Here is a 22,389-nt window from a genome sequence, read left to right as displayed (position 1 = left end):
CTGAGCTGCGCTTCTCCTGACTCCGGGGGCAATGTGGCCTCTGCTGTCAGTGGCCGCCGCTAGCCTCTCGGACATGCCCGCGCGTATCACCGACCCCGATCAGCTCAAGGAGCTCCTCGGTATCCCGTTCACCCCGGAGCAGACGGTCTGCATCACCGCGCCGCCCGCCCCGCAGGTGATCGTGGCCGGAGCGGGTTCCGGCAAGACCACGGTGATGGCGGCCCGTGTGGTGTGGCTGGTCGGCACCGGCCAGGTCGCTCCCGAGCAGGTGCTCGGGCTCACCTTCACCAACAAGGCCGCCGGCGAACTCGCCGAACGCGTCCGCAAGGCCCTGGTCAAGGCAGGTGTCACCGACCCCGACGTCATCGACCCGGACAACCCGCCGGGCGAGCCGGTGATCTCGACGTACCACGCCTTCGCGGGCCGTCTGCTGACCGACCACGGCCTGCGTATCGGGCTGGAGCCGACCTCCCGCCTGCTCGCCGACGCCACCCGCTTCCAGCTCGCCGCGCGCGTGCTGCGCGAAGCCCCTGGCCCCTACCCGGCGCTCACCCGCTCCTTCGCCGACCTCGTCAGCGACCTCCTCGGCCTCGACGCCGAGCTCGCCGAACACCTCGTACGGCCCGAGGACCTGCGCGCGTACGACGCCGAGCTGCTGCGCACACTGGAGGGGGCCAAGCTCACCAACGCGGATCTGCGCAAGGTCCCCGAGACGGCCGCCGCCCGCCGTGAACTGGCCGACCTGGTGGTCCGCTACCGCGCCGCCAAACGAGAACGCGACCTGCTCGACTTCGGCGACCAGATCGCCCTGTCCGCCCGGCTCGCCCAGAACCCCGACGTGGGCCGCATCCTGCGCGACGAGTTCCGCGTGGTGCTCCTCGACGAGTACCAGGACACCTCCGTCGCCCAGCGCATCCTGCTCGCGGGCCTGTTCGGCGGCGGCACCGGGCACCCCGTCACCGCCGTCGGTGACCCCTGCCAGGCCATCTACGGCTGGCGCGGTGCCTCCGTCGCCAACCTCGACGACTTCCCCGAGCACTTCGCGCACGCCGACGGCAGCCCCGCGACCCGTCAGGCACTGAGCGAGAACCGCCGTAGCGGCGGTCGCCTGCTCGACCTCGCCAACGGCCTTGCCGAGCCCCTGCGCGCCATGCACGCGGGCGTGCAGGCCCTGCGCCCGGCTCCCGGCGCCGAACGGGACGGCCTGGTGCGCTGCGCCCTGCTGCCCACCCACGCCGAGGAGATCGACTGGATCGCCGACTCCATCGCCCACCTCGTGCACACGGGCAAGGCTCCCGGCGAGATCGCCGTCCTGTGCCGGACGGCCACCGACTTCGCCGAGATCCAGGGCGCGCTCGTCGCCCGGGACGTCCCCGTCGAGGTCGTCGGCCTGTCCGGGCTGCTGCACCTGCCGGAGATCGCCGACCTGGTCGCCGTCTGCGAGGTCCTCCAGGACCCTGGCGCCAACGCCTCCCTGGTCCGTCTGCTGACCGGCCCGCGCTGGCGCATCGGCCCGCGCGACCTCGCCCTCCTGGGGCGGCGCGCCCGGCTCCTGGTGTCCCACGCGCGCGTGGACGGCGACGACGATCCGGACCGCCGGCTCGCCGAGGCCGTCGAGGGGGTCGACCCGTCCGAGGTGATCTCGCTCGCGGACGCCCTCGACACGTTCCTGGAGAGCCCGCTCGACGGCCACGGGGACGACGACGGGCTGCCCTTCTCCCCGGACGCGCGCGTGCGGTTCGCGCGCCTGGCCACCGAATTGCGCGACCTGCGCCGCTCCCTGGCCGACCCCCTGATGGACGTCCTGCACCGCGTCCTCGCCGTCACCGGACTGGAAGTGGAACTCTCCGCGTCCCCGCACGCCCTGGCCGCCCGCCGCCGCGAGACCCTGTCCAACTTCCTGGACGTCGCCGCCTCGTTCGCCGCCGGCGACAACGAGGCGACCCTGCTGGCCTTCCTCGGCTTCCTGCGCACAGCCGCCCAGTACGAGAAGGGCCTCGACAACGCCCTGCCCGGCGGCGAGAACACCGTCAAGGTGCTCACCGCGCACAAGTCCAAAGGTCTGGAGTGGGACGTCGTGGCCGTCCCCGGCCTGGTCACCGGTACCTTCCCCAGCACCCAGGGCCGCGAGAAGTGGACCTCGCAGGGAAAGGTGCTGCCGCACGAACTGCGCGGCGACGCCGACACCCTCCCCGACGTCGCCTCCTGGGACTCCCGGGGCCTGAAAGCCTTCCAGGAGGCCATGAAGGAGCACCAGCACACCGAGGAGCTCCGCCTCGGCTACGTCACCTTCACCCGGCCCCGCTCCCTCCTCCTCGGCTCCGGGCACTGGTGGGGCCCCAGCCAGAAGAAGCCGCGCGGTCCCTCCGGCTTCCTGCACGCCCTGTACGAGCACTGCGAGGCCGGGCACGGCGAGATCGACGTCTGGGCCGAGGAGCCCGCCGAGGACGAGGAGAACCCCGTCCTGCACCAGGAGTCCGCCGACCAGGTGTGGCCCCTGCCCCTGGACGAAGCGGCCATGGCCCGGCGCCGGGCGGCCGCCGAGACGGTCCTGGCCCACCTGGAGGCCCTCGCCTCTCACACGGACGCCCATCCCTCGGCCGCACACGACCCCGACCGCCACGACGACCCGGACTGGCCCGTCCCCCCGGACGACGACGCGGCTCCCGGCGGCGACCCCTATGAAGAGGACTCCTACAAAGAGGACCCCTACGAATACAAAGAGGACTCCTACAAAGAGGACTCCTACAAAGAGGGCTCCTACGAAGAGGCCCCTTCCGCCGGGGAGGACCCCTTCGCCGACGAGGACCCGGCCGACTGGGACTCCTGGAGCGCGGCCCGCCCGACCGTCCCGCACCAGGCGGCGCCCGCGGAGCACTCCGGCACGGAACCCGCCCGCCCTCACCCCGCGGAACCGGCGAGCGCGCCCCTCACCCTTGAGGAGGCCCGCACCATCGCCTCCTGGGACCGCGACCTCGACGCCCTCACCGGCGAGCTCCTGCGCGCCCGGCGGAGCGTCACCGACGTCCCCCTGCCCGCCTCGCTCACCGCCTCCCAGCTGCTGCGCCTGGCCGCCGACCCGGACGGCTTCGCCCAGGAGCTGGCCCGTCCCATGCCGAGCCGGCCACAGCCCGCCGCTCGCCGCGGCACCCGCTTCCACGCCTGGGTCGAGTCCCGCTTCGAAGAGCTCACACTGCCCATGCTGGAGCCGGAGGAACTGCCCGGAAGCGAGGCCGAGATCGCCGACGAACGCGACCTCGAAGCCCTCAAGGAGGCCTTCGAGCGCACCGAGTACGCCCAGCGCACCCCCCACCGCGTCGAGGCCCCCTTCCAGCTCGCGCTCGCCGGCCGCGTGGTCCGGGGCCGTATCGACGCCGTCTACAAGGTGGGCGACGGGTCGGAAACGACGTACGAGATCGTCGACTGGAAGACCGGCCGCACCCGCACCGCCGACCCGCTCCAGCTCGCGGTGTACCGGCTCGCCTGGGCCGAGCAGCAGGGCGTTCCCCTGGAGTCGGTCACGGCCGCGTTCGTGTACGTGCGCGGCGGAGAGGTCGTCCGGCCGGACGGGCTGCCGGGCCGCGCGGAACTGGAGCGGCTCCTGGTGGGGGAGCCGGAGGGTGAGAAACCGCACGACGGGGATGTCACCGGGGGCCGATAGGCTCGTGACCATGAGCCAGCCCGTTGACAGTGCCGTCAGCGCTGTCCGTACGTACATCGAGCAGCACCGCGCCGCCTTCCTCGACGACCTGGTCGAGTGGCTGCGCATCCCCTCCGTGTCGGCCCAGCCCGACCACGCGCCCGACGTACGCCGCAGCGCCGACTGGCTCGCCGCCAAGCTCAAGGAGACCGGCTTCCCGACCGCCGAGGTGTGGGAGACGCCGGGCGCCCCGGCCGTCTTCGCGCAGTGGCCCGCCGCCGAGCCGGACGCGCCCACGGTCCTGGTCTACGGCCACCACGACGTGCAGCCCGCCGCCCGCGAGGACGGCTGGGACAGCGAGCCCTTCGAGCCCGTCGTCCGGGACGGCCGCCTCTACGCGCGCGGGGCGGCCGACGACAAGGGCCAGGTGTTCTTCCACACACTCGGTGTCCGAGCCCACCTCGCCGCCACCGGCCGCACCGCCCCCGCCGTCCACCTGAAGCTCCTGGTCGAGGGTGAGGAGGAGTCCGGCTCCCCGCACTTCCGGGCCCTGGTGGAGCAGCACGCGGACCGGCTGGCCGCCGACGCCGTGATCGTCTCCGACACCGGCATGTGGTCCGAGGACACCCCCACGGTGTGCACCGGCATGCGCGGCCTCGCCGAGTGCGAGATCCGGTTGCACGGCCCCGACCAGGACATCCACTCCGGCTCCTTCGGCGGCGCCGTCCCCAACCCGGCCGTGGCCGCCGCCCGCCTGGTCGCCGCGCTGCACGACGAGCACGCGCGCGTGGCGGTCCCCGGCTTCTACGACGGCATCGTCGAACTCACCGACCGCGAACGCGAACTCTTCGCCGAGCTGCCCTTCGACGAGCGGCAGTGGCTGCGCGCGGCCAAGTCGCACGCCACCCACGGCGAGGCCGGGCACACCACCCTGGAGCGCGTCTGGGCCCGCCCCACCGCCGAGGTCAACGGCATCGGCGGCGGGTACCAGGGCCCGGGCAGCAAGACGATCATCCCGTCCTCGGCGATGGTGAAGCTGTCCTTCCGGCTGGTCGCCGGACAGGACCCCGACCACATCGAGAAGATCGTCCGCGCCTGGGCCGAAGAGCGGGTGCCCGCCGGGATCCGCAGCGAGATCACCTTCCTCGCGGCCACCCGCCCGTGCCTGACACCGCTCGACCACCCGGCCCTGCAGTCCGTCGTCCGTGCCATGGGCCGCGCCTTCGAGCAGCCCGTCCGCTTCACCCGGGAGGGCGGCTCGGGACCGGCCGCCGACCTTCAGGAGGTCCTCGGCGCACCCGTGCTCTTCCTCGGCGTCTCCGTCCCGTCCGACGGCTGGCACGCCCCGAACGAGAAGGCCGAGCTCGATCTGCTCCTCAAGGGCGTCGAGACCACCGCGTACCTGTGGGGCGATCTCGCGGAGCACTGGCGCCATGCGCCCTGATCGTCCAGGTACCGTCCGGATCGGCAGGGCGGGCGGGGCACACTGGAAGAGCTGTCCCATGACCGCCGCACCCGCCGGACCCGGTCGCCTCCGCCGCCGTCCCGCTGAACCGCCCGCGAAACACCCTTTCCATCGGGGGAGTTGGAAGCACCCGTGACCACCTGGACCGACCACACCGCCGACCGCCCCATCTCGCTCACCGCCCCGAGCGGCATCGACCGCGCCGCCCACCACCGGCTCGACGAGGCCTGGCTCGCGGCGGCGTGGAGCCACCCCACCACCCGCTGCTTCGTGGTCTCCGGCGGCCAGGTCCTCATCGACGAGACGGCGGACGGCCGCACCGAACTCCTCATGACCCCGGCGTTCGAGGCCCCCCTCACCGAAGCGCACCGCTACTTCCTCGGCATCGACGAGGACGGCGTGCGCTACTTCGCCCTCCAGAAGGACGCCCTCCCCGGCCGGATCGACCAGTCCGCGCGCCCCGCGGGCCTGCGGGAGGCCGGTCTGCTCCTGTCGCCGCGCGAAGCCGGCCTGATGGTGCACGCCGTCGGCCTGGAGAACTGGCAGCGCACCCACCGCTTCTGCTCCCGCTGCGGCGAGCGCACGGTCATCGCGGCGGCCGGTCACATCCGCCGCTGCCAGGCCTGCGGTGCCGAGCACTACCCGCGTACCGACCCGGCCGTGATCATGGCCGTCACCGACGAGGACGACCGGATCCTGCTGGGCCGCCAGGTCCACTGGCCCGAAGGCCGTTTCTCGACGCTCGCCGGCTTCGTCGAGCCCGGGGAGTCCATCGAGCAGTCGGTGCGCCGCGAGGTGTTCGAGGAGGCCGGCGTCACCGTCGGCCAGGTCGAGTACGTCGCCAGCCAGCCGTGGCCCTTCCCGTCCAGCCTCATGCTGGGCTTCATGGCCCGCGCCACCTCGACCGACATCAACGTCGACGGCGACGAGATCCACGAGGCCCGCTGGTTCTCCCGCGACGAACTGGGCGCCGCCTTCGACTCCGGCGAGGTGCTCCCGCCGTACGGCATCTCCATCGCGGCCCGCCTGATCGAGCTCTGGTACGGCAAGCCGCTGCCGACACGAACCTTCGTCTGAGGCACGGCCACGTCCCGATGCGGCCCGGACCACAGCAGGGCGGTCCCTGAGGCATCCTCAGGGACCGCCCTGCTCACGCATCGGGAGCGGTTACGCGCCGATCTTCTGCTTGACCTGGGCCAGCGAAGGGTTCGTGAGGGTCGAACCGTCCGGGAACAGCACGGTCGGAACCGTCTGGTTTCCGCCATTCGCCTTCTCGACGAACGCGGCGGACTCCGGGTCGTGCTCGATGTTGATCTCGTCGTACGCGATGCCTTCGCGGTCCATCTGGCTCTTCAGCCGACGGCAGTATCCGCACCACGTGGTGCTGTACATCGTCACAGTGCCCGGCATGTCTCTCGTGCTCCTTCGGCGGCTCGGGGGTGCGTGCTCGCAGTCATGGAACGTACGTGAAAGGGCCACCATTCCCGTCCGCCCGGTCGACCAGGAGTGACGCCCGCCGCACGGTCCGACGTGACGCCTGCCGCATTAGTACGACTAAGGGTGCCTGCCTGTGGACAACCGGCTCACGTGTCTCCGGCGACCTGGCAGCATGGCTGTGTGACAGCAGCAACGCACTCCCCCCTCTTCCCGCAGACACCGGACTCGGCCGACGCGGTGCTCGACGGGCTCGACCCCGAGCAGCGCGCAGTGGCCACCGCCCTGCACGGTCCGGTGTGCGTGCTGGCGGGCGCCGGCACGGGCAAGACACGGGCGATCACCCACCGCATCGCCTACGGCGTGCGGGCGGGCATCCTCCAGCCGTCCACCGTGCTGGCCGTCACCTTCACCAACCGGGCCGCCGGGGAGATGCGCGGCCGGCTCCGGCAGCTCGGCGCGGGCGGCGTCCAGGCCCGCACCTTCCACTCCGCGGCCCTGCGTCAGCTCCAGTACTTCTGGCCGAAAGCGATCGGCGGCTCCATGCCCCGGCTCGTCGACCGCAAGATCCAGCTCGTCGCCGACGCGGCCGCCGCCTGCCGCGTCCGCCTCGACCGGGGCGAGCTCCGGGACGTCACCGGCGAGATCGAATGGTCCAAGGTCACCCAGACCGTCCCCGCCGACTACCCGCTCGCCGCCGCCAAGGCCGGCCGTGAGACCCCCCGCGATCCGGCCGAGATCGCCCAGTTGTACTCCGCCTACGAGGACCTCAAGCGGGACCGCGCGGTCATCGACTTCGAGGACGTCCTGCTGCTGACCGTCGCCATCCTCCAGGACCGCCACGACATCGCCGACCAGGTCCGCTCCCAGTACCAGCACTTCGTGGTCGACGAGTACCAGGACGTCAGCCCCCTCCAGCAGCGCCTGCTGGAGCTGTGGCTGGGCGACCGGGACAACCTGTGCGTGGTCGGAGACGCCAGCCAGACGATCTATTCGTTCACGGGAGCAACCCCCGACCATCTGCTCGACTTCCGCACCCGCCACCCCGGTGCCACGGTCGTCAAGCTGGTCCGCGACTACCGCTCCACGCCCCAGGTCGTCCACCTCGCCAACGGCCTGCTCGCCCAGGCCCGCGGCCGAGCCGCCGACCACCGGCTGGAGCTGATCTCCCAGCGCGCCCCGGGTCCCGAACCCGTCTACGCCGAGTACACCGACGAGCCCGCCGAGGCCGAGGGCGCGGCGCGCCGCATCCGCGAACTCATGGACTCCGGCGTCCGGGCCAGCGAGATCGCCATCCTGTTCCGCACCAACTCCCAGTCCGAGACCTACGAGCAGGCCCTCGCCGATGCCGGAGTCCCCTACCAGCTGCGGGGTGCCGAGCGGTTCTTCGACCGTCCCGAGGTCCGCAAGGCGGGCATCGCCCTGCGCGGCGCGGCCCGCTTCGGCGGCAACGACTCCCTCCTGGACGACGCGGTCGACCTGCCCTCCCAGGTGCGGGCCGTGCTCTCGGGCGAGGGCTGGACCACCGAGCCCCCGGCCGGCTCCGGAGCCGTCAGAGAGCGCTGGGAGTCCCTGGCGGCCCTCGTGAACCTGGCGCAGGACTTCACGGCCGCCAGACCCGGCGCCACGCTGAGCGACCTGGTGGCCGAACTCGACGAGCGGGCGGGTGCCCAGCACGCCCCGACCGTGGAGGGCGTCACCCTCGCCTCCCTGCACTCCGCCAAGGGCCTGGAGTGGGACGTCGTCTTCCTGGTCGGCGTCGCCGAGGGCATGATGCCGATCACCTACGCAAAGACCGACGAGCAGATCGAGGAGGAGCGCCGGCTCCTCTACGTCGGAGTCACCCGCGCCCGGGAACGCCTCCACGTCTCCTGGGCGCTCTCCCGCTCACCCGGCGGCCGTGCCAACCGCCGCCCCAGCCGCTTCCTCGACGGGCTGCGCCCCGGCTCCGGCTCCGCCGCCGCGGGCCGGGCCGCGGCGAGCGGTCCTGGAGGCGTCGAGCGCGGCTTCACCAGCAGACCGGGTGTCGCCCCGCGACGGAGGCCGCGCTCGCCGGCCCGCTGCCGGGTGTGCGGGCGCACGCTCACCGACGCGGGCGAGATGAAGCTGATGCGCTGCGAGGACTGCCCGTCCGACATGGACGAGGGCCTCTACGAGCGACTTCGGGAGTGGCGTGCGGTCCAGGCGCAGCGCAGCGGACAGCCGGCCTTCTGTGTCTTCACCGACAAGACGCTGATGGCGATCGCCGAGGCCGCCCCCGACGACGAGGCGGAGCTGACGCGGATCCCCGGGGTCGGCATGCGCAAGCTCAACCGCTACGGAGCCGATGTTCTCGCCATCTGCGCAGGTCAGGAGTGCACGGGAGAATAACTTGGGGCCTGACGCGAACTCGTCGAAAAAATAGTTTGCGCATGCCCCGGCAATCCCCATAGGTTCTTAGCCACGGGGACGGAGGCCTTCTCGGGGGCCCCGATTCCGTGCTGTACTTACCTATCCGTCGGACTGGTGCACCCAGTCCCTCAAGACGCCGAGAGGAGGCGATTCCAGTGATCACCATCATCAACAGCAGCTCCGTCAACACCGCCAAAGTGACCGATCGCTCGGTCGTCTCCACGTGCATGCTCGGCGCCTCGAACCCGGGCACCGGTCTGCCCGGCATCGCTGCCGTGCGTCCGGCGTCCTCCGTGTCCCCGACGGGCCTTCCGGTCCGTGAGCGCAATGAGCGAGCGACCAAGGCACTGGGAGCAGTAGCGGCACAGGCGCAGGCCTATGCCTTTACGGCGGCCGGTGCCGGTAGCCGGAAGCAGACGCAGCACCACCTGATGTGGGCCTTCCGTGGGCCAGAACCCTGGAGTGATCCAGCCTGATCGTCGATCAGGCCGGCGCCTTCAGGGCCGCGGAACCCCATCCGGGATCCGCGGCCCATTTGTTTGTCCTCGAACGGGGACGACGGAGCGAAGGGGCCTCGGGACAAGAAAAGACCCGGTACCAAGCCGACACCCGGCCCAACAGGGCCGGACCGACCAGACGAGGAAGACGAACCGTGCAACTCGAAGCGCACGCCCCGTCAGTACCGCCTTCCGAAACGATCCCCCCGCCCGGCCTCACGGAGGACTCCACCTTGACTCCGCTCACCGCGCTCACCGCGCTCGACGACGCCATCGAGAACCTCGGCGTACCCGTCCCCTGCCGTTCCTACGACCCGGAGGTCTTCTTCGCCGAGTCGCCGGCGGACGTCGAGTACGCCAAGTCCCTGTGCCGCACCTGCCCGCTGATGGAGGCCTGCCTCGCCGGTGCCAAGGAGCGGCGCGAGCCCTGGGGCGTCTGGGGTGGCGAGCTGTTCGTCCAAGGTGTCGTCGTCGCCCGGAAGCGGCCGCGTGGTCGCCCGCGCAAGAACCCGGTCACGGCATGAACACCACAGGAACGATCGACCGTCCCCTCACGCACGACCCCAAGAAGCAGGCCCCGATGAAGCCGTCCACCGACGAACCCGCAGGCGCCACGCCTGAAGACTTCACCATGAGCGGCGCGATGGACTCGCGCCAGAACAGGACCCGAGAGATGCAACTCATCCCAGAAGCCCTGGCTCGTGCGCATATGCACGAGCTACTGCGCGAGGCCGAGCGGGACCGACAGGCCGTGCGCCTGGTGGCCGCCCGCCGGATGCAGCGCCGGGCCGAGCGCGCCTCGCTGCGCGCCCGCCGCGCGCTCGCCATGGCCGTCATGCAGTAGTACTGAACACCTGAGGCGGTGGCCTCCCGACGAGGGAGGCGCAGCTCGCACCGCGGGGGCCGGTCCGGCCGAACGGACCGGCCCCCGCGGTGCGTTGTGGTCGCCCCGGCGGCGTGGCGAGACGGCCGGCCACCGACCCGGTACCTCCGAGGAGACTCAGGCCTCCGCGGCCGTCTCCTCCTCGTCCAGGAAGTCCTCCGGGGCGAACCCCGGGAGCCACTCCTCCAACTCCTCGCGCAGACGCACCGTGGCGCCCAACTGGCACAGCACACCGATGGTGCTCAGGGTCACGCGGTGGATGAGGAGGTAGGCCGGGGGGAGGTTGAGCTGTTTGGCCAGCTGGTAGGCGGGGGAGCGGGGATCGGCTATGCGGCCCGCCTGGCTGCGCATCCAGCCTCGGGTGAAGGTGAACTCGTCGGCCTGGGCCGGTTCGATGATCGGCAGGAGGTAGTCGAGGACGGCGTCGGGGTCCAGCTCTATGGACTCCTTGACGAAGCCCTCGGCGCACAGGAGTTCGTAGACGGCCTCGGCATCGCCGTCGAGCGTCATGCGCAGGGAGGTTCCGATGGTGACCGGCAGACCGCCCGGGAGACGGTCGACCGTGCCGAAGTCGAGAACGCCCAGACGCCAGTCGTCCTCGCCGTCCGGGCCGCCGGGCAGGAGACGGAAGTTGCCCGGATGCGGATCGGCGTGCAGCAGACCGGTGCGGGCGGGGCCGGAGAAGAGGAAGCGGGCCAGCAGCTGACCGGCCCGGTCGCGCTGCTCCTGCGTACCGCCGGAGATCACCTCCGACAGCGGGACGCCGTCCATCCACTCCGTGACCAGGACCTGCTCGCACTGGTGGACCACACCGGGCACCACGACATCGGGGTCGGCCGTGAACTCCTCGGCATGGGCGCGCTGGGCCTGTGCCTCCAGGCCGTAGTCCAGTTCCTCGGACACCCGGTCCTTGAGCTCTGTGATCAGCGGCTTGATGTCCACACCGGGGATCAGGGGTCCCAGCAGACGGGCGAACCGGCTCAACTGGTTCAGGTCGGACAGCAGGGCCTCGCCGGCGCCCGGGTACTGCACCTTGACCGCCACGTCGCGGCCGTCGTGCCACACCGCGCGGTGCACCTGGCCGATCGAGGCGGCCGCCGAGGGCTTGTCCTCGAACTCGCGGAACAGATCCCTCCAGTCCTCGCCGAGTCGGTCCGCCAGCACCGTGTGCACGGTGCGGGTCGGCATCGGGGGTGCCGCCTCCTGGAGCTTCGTCAGCGCCGCCCGGTAGGGCCCGGCGACCTCCTCGGGAAGCGCCGACTCGAACACCGACAGGGCCTGCCCGAACTTCATCGCGCCGCCCTTCAGCTCACCGAGGACCTTGAACAGCTGGTCCGCGGTGCGCTGTTGCAGCTCGCGGCCGACCAGCTCGGCGGACTCGCCCACGATCCGCTTGCCGAGTCCCCAGGTCGCCCGTCCGGCGAAACCGAGCGGGAGTGCGGCGAGCTTGGCGGTACGGGTAACCGCCTTCCGGGGAAGATCAGACATGCGCCCTCCAGGTCCCAGCAAGCCGCGCCGCGTGTACTCCGCGACGTAACTCCTTCGACGGTCGTTGCTCCGCCATTGTCTCGTGCGACTCCCCGCCCTTGGAGGTGTGTTCCTCCTTACCATTCTCCGCTGCTCCGCACGGGCAGGCGGAGTGCGCCCCGACCGGCCGAGCATGCCAGGTGAGAGCGGGCAGGGAGATCTCCCAGCGTGCCCCGGCGCTCGACGGTACCCGGCCGTCCAGGAAGGCGAGCGCGTGGGCCGCCGTCAGCCCCGCGACCGTCGCGGCCAGCGCCAGGTCGCAGGGGCGCGCCGGGTGCGGCCGGCCGGAGCGCCACTGGGCCACCAGCCGGGGCCAGGCCTGGTCCCGGTCGACGCGTGCCTCGTGCAGACACCCGGCGCACCCCGTCTCGCCGGGCAGGACGAACGGGCCCACCACTCCGGTTGCCTCCACGACTCCGGCGTAGAGGTGGGGCGTGCCGGAGCTGATCAGGGCGTCGGCGGCGGACGGGATCGGCGCGTACACGTCCACGTCGTCGCGTGGGGCGAGGATCACCAGGGACAGGCCGGCCTCGTCGCCCGCGGACGGGACGCGGGGTCCGCGGCGCGGCGGACTGTCCGGGGCGGCTCGCCGCACGGCCCGCCGGGCGGCTTCCTCCCTGCGGTCGCCCACGGACTCGGCGGGCAGTCCGCCCGGCGCCACGTCCCCCGGCTCGACACGGCCGGCATCGCGTACCTCCACCTCGCCGACCCCCGCGCCCGACAGCAGTGACGCCACGACCGTGCCCACCCGGCCCGCGCCCCTGACCTGGACGCGCAGGGAACGGCGGGCGGCCAGGAGCCCGATCGCCTCACCCGGCTCGGACGCGGTCAGCGACAGCGAGGCGAGATCGGGACGCAGCCGGTCGAGGACCTCCTGCTTCGCGCGCAGGGCATCGGCGGCCGGCCCGCCGCCTCTCGCGTCGTCGAGGAGCCCGGCTCGCGCCAGCCGCTCCACCAGGACGTCGACGCGTCCCTCGGGCAGGTCCATACGACGGCCCTCCTCCCGCAGGAGCGCGAGCCCGCGGGTGCCGTTGAGCAGGCCGAGGAAACTGCCCGTCGCCGCGTCCATCGGCCCCAGCGTCATCGCGTGCGCCGGAGTCATCCCGAACTGCACGGTGCCGAGGTCGCGCCAGCCGCGCCTGAGAGCGGGCTTCACGACCGGAACGATCGACTGGGAAACCGTCGACTGCGATCGCGTCGACTGCGCGTCCGTCCGTTGCATGGCAGGCCCCCGTAACCCTCGTAGCTCCTGTGGAACATCCCCGTGTGCCGTCGAGTGCCAGCATGGCCCAGGCTCGCCGTCCGGTGCTGAGGGTTGTCCACAGGCGGTGGGTATTCGTCACACAAGTCGGTCAAGTCAGTCGTACGCGTCAAACCCGTGTGGGGGATCGGAACCCAACCGTCCCGGAGTCGGGACTTCCCCCGTGCGCAGCGGGTAACGTCGGGGCGTGCCCGCCGACCCACTGCACCGCGCCGGAATGTCACAGCGCAGCACGACGAGCCAGCCGCCGAGCGGCTCGGGGGCGAGCGCGATCGAGGTGCGCAGGAGTGCCCGTCGACGCCGGACGGTCTCCGCGTACCGCGAGGGCGATCGCACCGTCGTGCTCATCCCTGCCCGGATGTCCGAGGCCGAGGAGCAGCGCTGGGTGAGCGTGATGCTCGACAAGCTGGCCGCCCAGGAGAGCAAACGCGTCCTCGGCGACGCCGAGCTGACCGAACGCGCGGAACGGCTGTCGGCCCAGTACTTCGACGGCCGGGCACGGCCCGACTCGGTGCGCTGGGTCACCAACCAGAACACCCGCTGGGGCTCGTGCACCCCCGCCGAGGGCAGCATCCGTCTGTCGCACCGGCTCCAGGGCATGCCCGAGTACGTCGTCGACTACGTTCTCCTCCACGAGCTGGCGCATCTGCTCGTGCCCGGACACGGGCCGCGCTTCTGGCGGCTGCTGGAGGCCTATCCGCGGACCGAACGGGCCCGGGGCTACCTCGAAGGCGTGGTCGCCGCCGAGCGGCTGCCCCATCTGCCGGGCGCCCGCGGGGAGTGACGATCCCCCCGCGCACGATCCCCTCCGCGTCCCCGATCGGGATTTCGTACCGGATCTGTACCGACTTCCGCCGGTGTCCGAGTTTGCCGTTAGCCTGTCGCGACGCACTTGCATTCGGGATGGGGGACGGTCGTTACGCATGGCCAGGGAATTCCAACGCGGCCACAAGGCCAAGATCAGTGACCTGACCGCGGGCACGGATCTGTACGTCGGTGTACAGATCTCCGGCCCCGGACTGACCTTCGACATCAGCTGCTTCGGTCTCGACGCCGACGAACGGCTCTCGGACGACCGGTACTTCATCTTCTTCAACCAGCCGAAGTCCCCCGAGGCATCCATTCAGCTTCTGGGTGCGCAGGCAGGCGACACCGAAGCCTTCCGGGTCACGCTCGACCAGATCCCGCCGCAGATCCAGAAACTGTCGTTCACGGCGACGCTCGACGGCGCGGGTCAGATGTCCCAGATCGCCCCCGGATACGTCCGGATCGTCGCCGGCGGCGAGGAGGTGGCCCGGTACTCCTTCGACGGCAGCGAGTTCTCCACCGAGCGCGCCGTGATGCTGGGCGACTTCTATCTCAAGGACGTGTGGCGGTTCGCCGCGGTCGGGCAGGGCTTCGACGGCGGCCTGGACGCGCTGCTGAAGAACTTCGGCGGCGAGGTCGCCGAGGAGGAACCCGCGCCCGCGCCGGCCGCCCCGGCGCAGACCCCGGCACCGACGTTCGCGCCACCGCCGCAGCAGACCCCGCCGCCGCCCGCACCCGCCTTCGGCGCGCCCGCCCCCGCACCCGCTCCGGCGCCGTCCGTCCACACGGCACCCACCATCATCGGGACCACTCCGCCCGGCGGAATCGGCGCCCCGCCCGCCACCCCGCCCGGTGGCCCGCCGCAAGCCCCCGCCGCGCCGACGAGTCCGCACATGTTCACGCCTCCCGGGGCGGGCCCGCAGACGTTCACGCCCCCGGGCGCTCCCGCGCCCTTCCCCGGCCAGGCACAGCCCTTCGGGGGAGGTACGGCGATCGCGGCCGTGCCGCCCGAGGCGAACGTGCGGGTCGTCCTGACGAAGTACGCCGAAGCCCCCGTCGGGGACCGCTGGACGGAACAGAACCCGCAGCTCGTGCGGGCCACGCTCACCAAGGGCGCCCCGATCCTCGCCAAGCAGGGAAGCATGGTCGCCTACCAGGGCGACATCGACTTCGCCCACAAGGGCTCCGGCCTGCTCGGCAAGCTCACCGGGGCGCTCACCGGACAAGGCATGTCCCTGATGCGCTGTTCGGGTGACGGTGAGGTGTTCCTCGCCGACGAGGCGAGCCGCGTCTTCGTCATCCGCCTCCAGGGCGAGCAGCTCTTCACCAGCGCGCAGGGAGTGCTCGCCTTCGACGAGGCGCTGGACACCGAGGTCCGCCGGATCGAGGGCGCGGGCCTGCCGGGCGGAGGCCTGTTCAGCATGCTCTTCTCCGGCACGGGAGCGGTCGCCGTGAAGACCCGCGGCGTGCCGGTCGTCATCCCCGTCGGCCCGGCCACCTACGTCGACGGGAACGCCGTCATCGCCTGGTCCGCCGGTGCGCAGGCCGTCACCACGACCGCGCTCAGGCTGCGCCGCTCCGGGTACTCCCGGCAGACCTCGGAGGCCGTGAACCTCCAGTTCCGCGGCGCTCCCGGCAACTTCGTCGTCGTACAGCCCTTCGAGGTGTGAGGCCCATGGACACCCAGACTCTCAGCGCGCACCGCGCCGCTTCGACCGGCGTCCGGATGACGGTGCACAGCTCCAAGACGCTCAAGGTCACCATGGCCGGCGGACACGATCTGCTGGCCAAGGCCGGCTCGATGATCGCGTACGAGGGCTATGTGCAGTTCGACGGACCGCCCGCCACCCTGCGCCGTTCGGCGCAGGAGATGGTCTCCGGTGAGGGCGGCCGGCTGATGCTCTGCCGCGGCGACGGCGACCTGTACCTCGCCGACTACGGCGGCGACATCATCGTCCTGCACCTCAACGGGGAGGCACTCTCCGTCAACGGCGCCACCCTGCTGGCCTGCGACGCCTCACTGGAACTGACCATCGAGCCGGTCAAGGGGCTCGCCAAGCTGTCCGGCTCGGGCCTGACCAACCTCGTCGTACGGGGCACGGGCTGGGTCGCGCTGGTCAGCCGGGGCATTCCGATGGCCCTGGACTGCGCCGAACGGGAGACCTACGTCGACCCGGACGCGCTCATCGCGTGGACCACCGGCCTGGACATGAAGGCCCGCCGCACGGTCAAGGCGAGCGCCCTCCTCGGGCGGGGCAGCGGTGAGGCCTTCCAGATCGGCTTCAAGGGCCAGGGCTTCGTGGTCGTCCAGCCGAGCGAGGACACCGGCGACCGATTCAAGATCCGGGGCTGAGGGGAGCACCAGGCACATCATGCACAGCACACTCTTCGCACACATCCCGGTGGAGTCCACCGGCCGCTACACCCTGCAGAACCCCCAGCTCCTCAAGACCGACGTCACCCGGGGCAGCAGCCCCGTGCTCGCCCGGCAGGGCGCCATGGTGGCCTTCGAGGGGCAGGTGGAGTTCGACAGCCAGTACCGCAACCGCAGCTGGCGCAACGTCGAACGGATGACCGGTGAGCGCCTGGAGCTCATGCGCTGCAAGGGCAACGGGGTGGTCTACCTCGCCAACCTGGCCCAGCACCTGCACATCATGGAGGTCGGCCGCGGCCTGACCGTCGACAGCTCCTACGTCCTCGCCTTCGACGGCTCCCTGGGCGTCGGCATCGTCGCGGTCGACAGCGCCGTGGAGATCGCGTCGGCGGGCGCCTACAACCTGGAGCTGTCCGGCACCGGGCAGGTCGTCCTCATGACCTCGGGCGAACCGCTGGTCATGGAGGTCACCCCGGAGAAGAACGTCTGCTGCGACGCGGACGCCGTGGTCGCCTGGTCCACGTCCCTGCGGACCCAGCTCCAGGCGCCCACCTCCACGTCCGCCGTGTGGCGTCGCAAGGGCTCCACCGGCGAGGGCTGGGAGATGCAGTTCTCCGGGACCGGCCACGTCCTGGTGCAGCCCAGTGAGCTGCTGCCGCCGCAGCATCTGCGTTCGTCGGGGCTGCTCGGCCAGTTCGGCATGCGGGGGAACTCCCTCGGGGCGAGCAACGCCTGAGCGCAGGCACCGCCCGGTAGGACACGCCGGGACGGCACACGCCATGAAGGCACACGTAAGGGGCGACCACCTGGCCGGTCGCCCCTTACTTCCGTGTGCGGCTCCCGTTCACAGCCGCGCGCGGGTCGCCTCGAGCAGTCGTACGACCGACGCGTCCGCCACGCCCGCCACCTCGTCGTAGCCGAACCAGCGCACGTCGAGCGACTCGTCGCTGACGGCGTGTGTCGCGCCGGACGGGGCCACGACCGCGTACTGGACGTCGAAGTGCCAGTGGCACGGCGGCGGGATCGCATGCCGGTCCAGGCGCACCGGGCCGCCCGGAAGCAGCGTCAGTCCCTCGATGCCGGACTCCTCCGTGGCCTCCCGCAGGGCCACCGCGTCGAGGGAGGCGTCCTGAGGCTCGCAGTGGCCGCCCATCTGGAGCCACGCGCGCAACTTCCTGTGCAGGGTCAGCAGCACCCGGCCGCGCTCCGGGTCGATCACCAGGGCGCTCGCCGTGATGTGACCCGAGCGGCACGCCTTCCACAGGCCGTCCGGGTGCTGCGCCACATGGTCGAGGTAGGCCTGCCGCAGCTCTCTTTGGTCCTCGTACTGCTTCAGGACGAGGACCGTGTCGTCGTACAGGCTCACTCGGTGTCGTCGCCCTTGTCCGCGTCCTTGGAGCCGTCGTCCTTCTTCTTCAGGTCGGGCTTGCCCGCCGCCTCGCCGAGCATCTTGTCCAGCTCGGAGAAGTCCAGCTGCTCGCGGTGCACGAAGCCGTCCGGGTCGTCCAGGTCGGAAGCGGTCGGCAGCATGTCCGGGTGGGCCCACAGGGCGTCCCGGCCGTCGACACCGCGCGCGTCGGTGAGCGAGGCCCACAGGCGGGAGGCGTCCCGCAGGCGGCGCGGGCGCAGCTCCAGGCCGATGAGCGTGGCGAACGTCTGCTCCGCCGGGCCGCCCGAGGCGCGACGGCGGCGCAGGGTCTCCCGCAGCGCGTCCGCGGACGACAGCCGGGGTTTCGCGGCCGTGTGCACGACCGCGTCGACCCAGCCCTCGACGAGTGCCAGAGCCGTCTCCAGACGGGCCAGGGCCGCCTTCTGCTCGGGCGTGTCCTCCGGCTGGAACATGCCCTGCTGGAGGGCGTCCTGCAGCTGCTCGGGGTTCTGCGGGTCGAACTGGCCGACGACGTCCTCCAGCTTGGCCGTGTCGACCTTGATCCCGCGCGCGTACCCCTCGACCGCGCCGAACAGGTGCGAGCGCAGCCACGGCACGTGCGCGAACAGGCGCTGGTGGGCGGCCTCGCGCAGGGCGAGATACAGCCGCACCTCGTCCCTCGGCACGCCGAGATCCTTGCCGAACGCCTCGATGTTCACCGGCAGCAGCGCGGCCTTGCCGGCCGGGCCGAGCGGCAGGCCGATGTCGGTGGACCCGACGACCTCGCCCGCGAGCACGCCGACGGCCTGACCGATCTGCGTGCCGAACATGGCGCCGCCCATCGAGCGCATCATGCCGATCAGCGGGCCGGCCATGGCCTGCATCTCCTCCGGCAGGACGTCGCCCATGGCGGCGCCCACCCGCTCGGCGACCGGGTCCACGAGTTCCTTCCACGCGGGCAGGGTCGCTTCGACCCACTCCGCGCGGCTCCAGGCCACGGCGGAGCCCGCGCCGGACGGCAGGGACGTCGCGTCGTCCAGCCACAGGTCGGCCAGGCGGACGGCCTCGTCGACCGCGTTGCGTTCGGCGGGGCCGACGCTCGCGTCCTTCGTGCCGTCGGCGGTGCCCTGGGAGACCGTCTGGCGGGCGATCTGCTTGGCCATGTCCCAGTTCACCGGGCCGCCCTCGTACGAGAGCATCTGGCCCAGCTGCTGGAAGGCGGCGCCCAGGTCGGTGGGGTTCAGCGAACCGAACATGGCAGCGAGCGGATTGTCCGCACCGGGGCCGCCAAAGCCTCCGGAGCCGGGCAGCCCGCCGAAACCGAACGGGTTGGCCGGTCCCTGACCACCGCCGCTCTGCGGGTCCTTCTTCTTGCCCTCGTCGCCGTCGTCCGGCTCCTCCGGCGGAAGGCCGAATCCGAATGGGGTGTCACTCACGGGATTCCTCGGCTGATAAGGCCGCCGGTTGTCCCGACGGCGCGACTGCCCGATAACACCACCCAGCGTAGACACCAATGGGCGGTTCGGGCCTCGGTGCTTCGCCGACTGTCGGCCTGCGGCAGGATGGATGCCACCTGGTACGTACGCGTCACTCGCGTCCGTACTGAAGACAACCGCTGGAGACGCCCGGTGAGTTCCCCAGATCCGCAGGTTCGCGCAGCGCGAAACCCGTCAACCAGTCCCGCCATGCGCGGGCCCGTCGTCGCGGTCACCGGTGCCGCGTCCGGCATCGGCGCCCTGCTCACCGAGCGGCTCGCCGCTTCGCAGGAGATCAGGCAGGTCATCGCGCTCGACGAGCGGCGGGGCGAGTGCGCGGCGGCGCAGTGGCACATCCTGGACGTCCGGGATCCGGCCATCGCGGAGAAGCTGCGGGGCGCCGACGCGGTGGTGCACCTGGCTCTCGATCTCGACCTGGAGACCGATGCCGCCGCCCGGACGGCCTACAACGTGCGGGGGACGCAGACCGTGCTGACCGCGGCCGCGGCGGCCGGGGTCCACCGGGTCGTGCTGTGCACGTCCTCCATGGTCTACGGCGCCCTGCCGGACAACGAGCTGCCGCTGTCGGAGGACGCCGAGCTGCGGGCGACGGCGGAGGCGACCGGGGTCGGCGACCTGCTGGAGATCGAGCGGCTGGCCCGCAGGGCCCCTCGGGCGCATCCGGGACTCAACGTCACCGTCGTGCGGCCCGCAGTCCTGGTGGGCGGCACGGACACCGCGCTGACCAGGTACTTCGAGTCGCCCCGGCTGCTCGTCGTCACCGGGTCCCGGCCCGCCTGGCAGTTCTGTCACGTCGAGGACCTGTGCAGTGCGCTGGAGTACGCCGTCCTGGAGAAGGTCGACGGTGAGCTCGCCGTCGGGTGCGACGGATGGCTGGAGCAGGAGGAGGTCGAGGAGCTGACCGGGATCCGGCGGATGGAGCTGCCGTCGGCGGTCGCGCTCGGGGCGGCGGCCCGGCTGCACCGCATCGGGCTCACGCCGTCCCCGGCGGGGGACCTGGCGTACACGATGTACCCCTGGGTGGTGAGCGGGAGCCGGCTGCACGACGCGGGGTGGCGGCCGCGGTGGACCAATGAGGAAGTGCTCGCCGAGCTCCTCGAAGAGGTTTCCGGGAGGCACACGGTGGTCGGGCGGCGGCTCGGGCGCAAGGACGCGACGGCGGCCGGGGCCGCGGGGGCGACGGTGGCCCTGCTGGGTGCGGCGGCCGTGGTCCGGCGGGCCCGCAAGGCGCGGCGGCGGATCTGAGGGACGCGACGGCACGCGGGTCTCGGACGGCGCCCGCGCCGGGCGTGCGTCCCACACGGGCCCCCACTCTCCCCGCCTCGGCGACTCGTCCGTGCCGCCCAGGGGCACGACTCCCCGCAGCCTGACGGCGTCGGCTCTCCAGGAGGCTCCGAACGGCCACGCGCGCGTGCCGGGCGATCGCGGTTCCCCGTCGTGGCCGGCGTACGGCACGATGGAGGCATGGCACCCACACACGACCATCCCGGTGAGCAGGTCGCGCAGGACCCGGTCAAGCTGCTCGCCATTCGTGAGACGGCTCTCTCCCTGGACGAGGTCTTCCGGGCCGTCGGGGACGACGCCGCCGGAGGGACCGCCCTGTTCGTGGGGACCGTGCGGAACCACGACGGGGGTGCCGATGTCCAGGCACTCGGGTATTCGTGTCACCCCAGTGCCGAGGCCGAGATGCGGCGGATCGCCGAGAAGGTCGTCGCGGAGTACCCGGTGCGGGCGCTCGCCGCGGTCCACCGGATCGGGGACCTCGGGGTCGGTGACCTCGCCGTCGTCGTCGCCGTTTCCTGCCCTCACCGGGGTGAGGCCTTCGAGGCCTGCCGGAAGCTGATCGACGATCTCAAGCACGAGGTGCCCATCTGGAAGCACCAGACGTTCTCCGACGGGACCGAGGAGTGGGTCGGCGCCTGCTGAACGGGCCCGCCTGCACAGTCCGGCCCGCCCGCTGAATCCGGCCCGCCCGCCGAACCCTCGTTCGTCCTTCACCTCTCCGGTTGCGTAACCGCACCCCTGGCGTGAGCGTTGTCCGTGCGGATGGTTAATCTGCTGATCAGTCAGTTGCGATCGTTCGGTGGCGATCGTTCAGGTGGGGTTGGAGGTCGGCATGGGGGCGCTCGTCTGGTTGCTGATTCCGCTGTTGGCCGCGATCGGCGCCGGTGTGTGGGGCAGTTGGGCCAACCGGACCCGGAAGGCCCGCAGCGACGGCCCCGAACTGGACGGATATGCCCGGTTCCGTGCGGCCATGGAGAAGCCCCGCTCCGGCACATGACCCGACGCGTCCGGCGCATGACCCGGACGCGGCCCTGACGATGCGCTGACAGGGACGTCCCGTACTGTCGTGCTATGCCACGCCGCACCGCGACGATGCTCGCCTCCACCCTGATGCTGATCGCGCTTCTGTGCGCGGGAGTCTTCATCAACGTGCCGTATTCGGAGATGTCACCGGGGCCGACCGTGAACACGCTCGGGGACCACGACGGCGAGCCGGTACTCCAGATCTCGGGGCGCAGGACGTACGGGTCGAGCGGGCATCTGAACATGACCACCGTGCGGGTCACCAGCGCCGACTACAAGATGAACCTCGTCGAGGCCGTCTACGGGTGGCTCGCGCACGACAACAAGGTCGTGCCGCACGACACGCTCTACCCCGACGGCAAGACCGAGGAGCAGTCCACCCAGGAGAACGCCGAGGAGTTCAGCCAGTCCCAGGAGAGCGCCAAGGTCGCCGCCCTGAAGGAGCTGGACGTCCCGGTACGGTCCTGGGTGATCGTCTCGACCGTCGTCAAGGACTCCCCGGCCGAGGGCAGGCTGCACGCCGGTGACGTGATCAAGGCCGTCGACGGTACGACGGTGAAGGAGCCGGCCGACGTCGCCGAGCTGGTGACCGAGCACAAGCCGGGGGAGAAGGTCTCCTTCACGATCGTGCCCGCGAAGGAGCAGGCCGCCGCCGAGAAGAAGAACAGGACGGCGACCAGGACGCAGGACGTGACCATCACGACCGCGACCTCCGACGACAGCGGCGAGAAGCGGGCCATCGTCGGGATCTCCGCGGGGACCGACCACACGTTCCCGTTCACCATCGACATCAAGCTCGCCGACGTGGGCGGGCCGAGTGCCGGCCTGATGTTCGCGCTCGGCATCTACGACAAGCTCACCCCCGGCAGCCTCACCGGTGGCGCCTTCGTCGCCGGCACCGGCACCATCGACGACGACGGCAAGGTCGGCCCGATCGG

General features: G+C 71.7%; 20 protein-coding genes. 15 read left to right on the top strand and 5 right to left on the bottom strand.

All coding sequences use genetic code 11. The annotated features are described in order from the left end of the window. The first annotated feature begins 73 nt into the window (after window positions 1-73). From ACWD0J_RS25230 to nudC, 3 genes are all read left to right on the top strand, one after another. On the top strand, window positions 74-3,661 hold the full coding sequence (locus ACWD0J_RS25230; protein WP_451498098.1) for an ATP-dependent helicase: 3,588 nt from the start codon (window positions 74-76) through the stop codon (window positions 3,659-3,661). A 10-nt stretch (window positions 3,662-3,671) separates the two neighbouring features. After that, window positions 3,672-5,084, top strand: a complete 1,413-nt coding sequence (locus ACWD0J_RS25225) for a dipeptidase (protein WP_451498097.1) — start codon at window positions 3,672-3,674, stop codon at window positions 5,082-5,084. 153 nt (window positions 5,085-5,237) lie between these two features. After that, a complete protein-coding gene (nudC, locus tag ACWD0J_RS25220; protein WP_451498096.1) occupies window positions 5,238-6,182 on the top strand; it encodes an NAD(+) diphosphatase in 945 nt (314 codons plus the stop codon). Window positions 6,183-6,272: 90 nt separating this feature from the next. On the opposite strand, the gene ACWD0J_RS25215 is transcribed toward nudC, so the two are convergent. Beyond that, complete coding sequence (locus ACWD0J_RS25215) at window positions 6,273-6,515, bottom strand: mycoredoxin (RefSeq protein ID WP_451498095.1); 243 nt, start codon at window positions 6,513-6,515, stop codon at window positions 6,273-6,275. Between the two features lie 207 nt (window positions 6,516-6,722). On the opposite strand from ACWD0J_RS25215, the gene ACWD0J_RS25210 reads away from it, so the two are divergent. The 4 genes from ACWD0J_RS25210 (at window position 6,723) to ACWD0J_RS25195 (ending at window position 10,271) form a co-directional block, all read left to right on the top strand. Further along, window positions 6,723-8,909 carry an ATP-dependent DNA helicase UvrD2 gene (locus ACWD0J_RS25210; RefSeq protein WP_451498094.1) on the top strand — a complete coding sequence of 729 codons (2,187 nt, stop codon included), beginning with the start codon at window positions 6,723-6,725 and terminating at the stop codon, window positions 8,907-8,909. A 179-nt stretch (window positions 8,910-9,088) separates the two neighbouring features. Next, window positions 9,089-9,406: a hypothetical protein gene (locus ACWD0J_RS25205; RefSeq protein WP_451498137.1), complete on the top strand. Its 318-nt coding sequence runs from the start codon at window positions 9,089-9,091 to the stop codon at window positions 9,404-9,406. A 176-nt stretch (window positions 9,407-9,582) separates the two neighbouring features. Beyond that, window positions 9,583-9,951, top strand: coding sequence for a WhiB family transcriptional regulator (locus tag ACWD0J_RS25200; protein ID WP_005480495.1), 369 nt, complete (start codon window positions 9,583-9,585; stop codon window positions 9,949-9,951). After that, window positions 9,948-10,271: a hypothetical protein gene (locus ACWD0J_RS25195; protein WP_451498093.1), complete on the top strand. Its 324-nt coding sequence runs from the start codon at window positions 9,948-9,950 to the stop codon at window positions 10,269-10,271. The genes ACWD0J_RS25200 and ACWD0J_RS25195 overlap by 4 nt, the downstream gene beginning before the upstream one ends. A 156-nt stretch (window positions 10,272-10,427) precedes the next feature. Here the strand turns inward: ACWD0J_RS25195 and ACWD0J_RS25190 are convergent, their stop codons facing one another. Then, window positions 10,428-11,798, bottom strand: a complete 1,371-nt coding sequence (locus tag ACWD0J_RS25190; protein ID WP_451498092.1) for an ABC1 kinase family protein — start codon at window positions 11,796-11,798, stop codon at window positions 10,428-10,430. Further along, window positions 11,791-13,005 carry a TOMM precursor leader peptide-binding protein gene (locus ACWD0J_RS25185; RefSeq protein ID WP_451498136.1) on the bottom strand — a complete coding sequence of 405 codons (1,215 nt, stop codon included), beginning with the start codon at window positions 13,003-13,005 and terminating at the stop codon, window positions 11,791-11,793. Before ACWD0J_RS25185 ends, ACWD0J_RS25190 begins: the two co-directional genes overlap by 8 nt. 280 nt (window positions 13,006-13,285) lie before the next feature. Between ACWD0J_RS25185 and ACWD0J_RS25180 the strand changes: the two genes are divergently transcribed. The 4 genes from ACWD0J_RS25180 (at window position 13,286) to ACWD0J_RS25165 (ending at window position 17,015) form a co-directional block, all read left to right on the top strand. Further along, window positions 13,286-13,882: a M48 metallopeptidase family protein gene (locus ACWD0J_RS25180; protein ID WP_451498091.1), complete on the top strand. Its 597-nt coding sequence runs from the start codon at window positions 13,286-13,288 to the stop codon at window positions 13,880-13,882. A gap of 139 nt (window positions 13,883-14,021) precedes the next feature. Next, complete coding sequence (locus ACWD0J_RS25175; protein WP_451498090.1) at window positions 14,022-15,575, top strand: TerD family protein; 1,554 nt, start codon at window positions 14,022-14,024, stop codon at window positions 15,573-15,575. A 5-nt stretch (window positions 15,576-15,580) separates the two neighbouring features. Further along, window positions 15,581-16,258, top strand: a complete 678-nt coding sequence (locus tag ACWD0J_RS25170; RefSeq protein ID WP_451498089.1) for an AIM24 family protein — start codon at window positions 15,581-15,583, stop codon at window positions 16,256-16,258. 19 nt (window positions 16,259-16,277) lie between these two features. Next, window positions 16,278-17,015, top strand: coding sequence for an AIM24 family protein (locus tag ACWD0J_RS25165; RefSeq protein ID WP_451498088.1), 738 nt, complete (start codon window positions 16,278-16,280; stop codon window positions 17,013-17,015). Between the two features lie 108 nt (window positions 17,016-17,123). Here the strand turns inward: ACWD0J_RS25165 and ACWD0J_RS25160 are convergent, their stop codons facing one another. Together ACWD0J_RS25160 and ACWD0J_RS25155 are read right to left on the bottom strand one after the other, a co-directional pair. Then, a complete protein-coding gene (locus ACWD0J_RS25160) occupies window positions 17,124-17,645 on the bottom strand; it encodes an NUDIX hydrolase (protein ID WP_451498087.1) in 522 nt (173 codons plus the stop codon). Then, window positions 17,642-19,084, bottom strand: a complete 1,443-nt coding sequence (locus ACWD0J_RS25155; RefSeq protein ID WP_451498086.1) for a zinc-dependent metalloprotease — start codon at window positions 19,082-19,084, stop codon at window positions 17,642-17,644. Before ACWD0J_RS25155 ends, ACWD0J_RS25160 begins: the two co-directional genes overlap by 4 nt. 192 nt (window positions 19,085-19,276) lie before the next feature. Between ACWD0J_RS25155 and ACWD0J_RS25150 the strand changes: the two genes are divergently transcribed. From ACWD0J_RS25150 to ACWD0J_RS25135, 4 genes are all read left to right on the top strand, one after another. Beyond that, on the top strand, window positions 19,277-20,389 hold the full coding sequence (locus ACWD0J_RS25150) for an SDR family oxidoreductase (RefSeq protein WP_451498085.1): 1,113 nt from the start codon (window positions 19,277-19,279) through the stop codon (window positions 20,387-20,389). Between the two features lie 219 nt (window positions 20,390-20,608). Further along, a complete protein-coding gene (locus ACWD0J_RS25145) occupies window positions 20,609-21,070 on the top strand; it encodes a molybdenum cofactor biosynthesis protein MoaE (protein WP_451498084.1) in 462 nt (153 codons plus the stop codon). A 157-nt stretch (window positions 21,071-21,227) separates the two neighbouring features. After that, window positions 21,228-21,425 carry a hypothetical protein gene (locus ACWD0J_RS25140; protein ID WP_451498140.1) on the top strand — a complete coding sequence of 66 codons (198 nt, stop codon included), beginning with the start codon at window positions 21,228-21,230 and terminating at the stop codon, window positions 21,423-21,425. A gap of 74 nt (window positions 21,426-21,499) precedes the next feature. Further along, on the top strand, window positions 21,500-22,389 hold an 890-nt coding region (locus ACWD0J_RS25135; protein WP_451498083.1), incomplete at its 3' end, for a YlbL family protein.

Source organism: Streptomyces sp. NPDC003011 (assembly GCF_053591515.1).
Note: the sequence above shows the minus strand (reverse complement) of the source record. Positions and strands in the feature narration are given on the sequence as shown.

Excerpts from the sequence above, each read along its gene's own strand:
- ACWD0J_RS25230 (WP_451498098.1), top strand. The coding sequence starts at position 74 with ATGCCCGCGCGTATCACCGACCCCGATCAGCTCAAGGAGCTCCTCGGT.
- ACWD0J_RS25225 (WP_451498097.1), top strand. The coding sequence starts at position 3,672 with ATGAGCCAGCCCGTTGACAGTGCCGTCAGCGCTGTCCGTACGTACATC.
- ACWD0J_RS25215 (WP_451498095.1), bottom strand. The coding sequence starts at position 6,515 with ATGCCGGGCACTGTGACGATGTACAGCACCACGTGGTGCGGATACTGC.
- ACWD0J_RS25195 (WP_451498093.1), top strand. The coding sequence starts at position 9,948 with ATGAACACCACAGGAACGATCGACCGTCCCCTCACGCACGACCCCAAG.
- ACWD0J_RS25190 (WP_451498092.1), bottom strand. The coding sequence starts at position 11,798 with ATGTCTGATCTTCCCCGGAAGGCGGTTACCCGTACCGCCAAGCTCGCC.
- ACWD0J_RS25175 (WP_451498090.1), top strand. The coding sequence starts at position 14,022 with ATGGCCAGGGAATTCCAACGCGGCCACAAGGCCAAGATCAGTGACCTG.
- ACWD0J_RS25170 (WP_451498089.1), top strand. The coding sequence starts at position 15,581 with ATGGACACCCAGACTCTCAGCGCGCACCGCGCCGCTTCGACCGGCGTC.
- ACWD0J_RS25165 (WP_451498088.1), top strand. The coding sequence starts at position 16,278 with ATGCACAGCACACTCTTCGCACACATCCCGGTGGAGTCCACCGGCCGC.
- ACWD0J_RS25145 (WP_451498084.1), top strand. The coding sequence starts at position 20,609 with ATGGCACCCACACACGACCATCCCGGTGAGCAGGTCGCGCAGGACCCG.